This window comes from Aliterella sp. E5.1, assembly GCF_057473825.1.
Window position 1 is genome coordinate 1 of record NZ_JBYCCV010000482.1, and the last position, 1,031, is coordinate 1,031.

Below are 1,031 nucleotides of genomic sequence, written 5' to 3' on the forward strand. Positions count from 1 at the left end.
GTTGTTTGGCAAACTCAGGCTCGTTCTTTTCTTCCTCCGGGTGAAAGCGGACATTTTCGAGCAAGGCAACTTGCCCAGCTTGTAGGTCACTCAGTTGACTGGCAACTTGATCCCCAATACAGTCATCACACTTGATAACTGGCTGACCCAAAAGTTTCGAGAGCCGATCGGCAACAGAGGTCAGGCGCAAACTCTCATCAACCCCCTTAGGCCGCCCCAGATGGCTACAAAGAATTACGCTCGCCCCTTTGGAGGTCAGATCCTGAATGGTGGGGAGAGCCGCCCGAATCCGGGTGTCGTCTGTAATTTGTTGTTGATCGTCTAAGGGGACATTTAAATCTGCCCGAACTAAGACCCGCTTACCGGATAAGTCAGCGGACGATAAATTTGCTAAAGTCTTTTTGGGCACAATAATATCTCCTAACTGCGTCTGTACTGTTGCCTAGCTGCTCAAGCCTTGCTTTCAACCACGAATTCAACTGAGTCCGTTTTCAAAATTTAAGTTGGCAGTGCCGTCCATAATTTTACCGGAGTCCGTGCCCCTGGAGCGTAAGCGCAATGTTTAAGACTGTTCTGTTTCCAATTGATCAAAGCCGAGATTCCCAAGAAGCTGCCGAGACAGTGTCAAATTTGGTCAAATCTTGCCAAAGCCGTTTGATTATTCTCTCAGTACAAGAGGTGGCAGTTGGAGACGAAGAAGTTAGTCAGGCCCCTCCTGCTAGCATCGATCAACTCTTAGAGAGCGCTAAGAAGATTTTCTCTGAGTGGGGAGTTCAAGCCGAAACCCTTCACCGCCAGGGCAAACCGGCATTTACAATTTGTGATGTCGCGGACGAGCTTGGAGTTGACTTGATCGTTATGGGTTGTCGCGGCATTGGCTTAATGGAAGAAGGTGCGACCGAAAGTGTCAGCAATCGGGTAATTAACCTTTCTCCTTGCCCGGTTTTAGTCGTTCCCTAAATCTTTCCATCCCCTTGCCTAAGCGGTTATTAAACCCTTAAAATTACTCGCCCCCTACTTGAGGCCGGATG

General features: G+C 48.8%; 2 protein-coding genes. One reads left to right on the forward strand and one right to left on the reverse strand.

The annotated features are described in order from the left end of the window. On the reverse strand, nucleotides 1-409 hold a 409-nt coding region (gene pgk, locus AC2VE5_RS28400), incomplete at its 3' end, for a phosphoglycerate kinase (protein WP_486890855.1). Between the two features lie 149 nt (nucleotides 410-558). Here pgk and AC2VE5_RS28405 point away from each other — a divergent pair. Continuing rightward, a complete protein-coding gene (locus AC2VE5_RS28405; RefSeq protein ID WP_486890856.1) occupies nucleotides 559-960 on the forward strand; it encodes a universal stress protein in 402 nt (133 codons plus the stop codon). The last annotated feature ends 71 nt before the right edge of the window (nucleotides 961-1,031 follow it).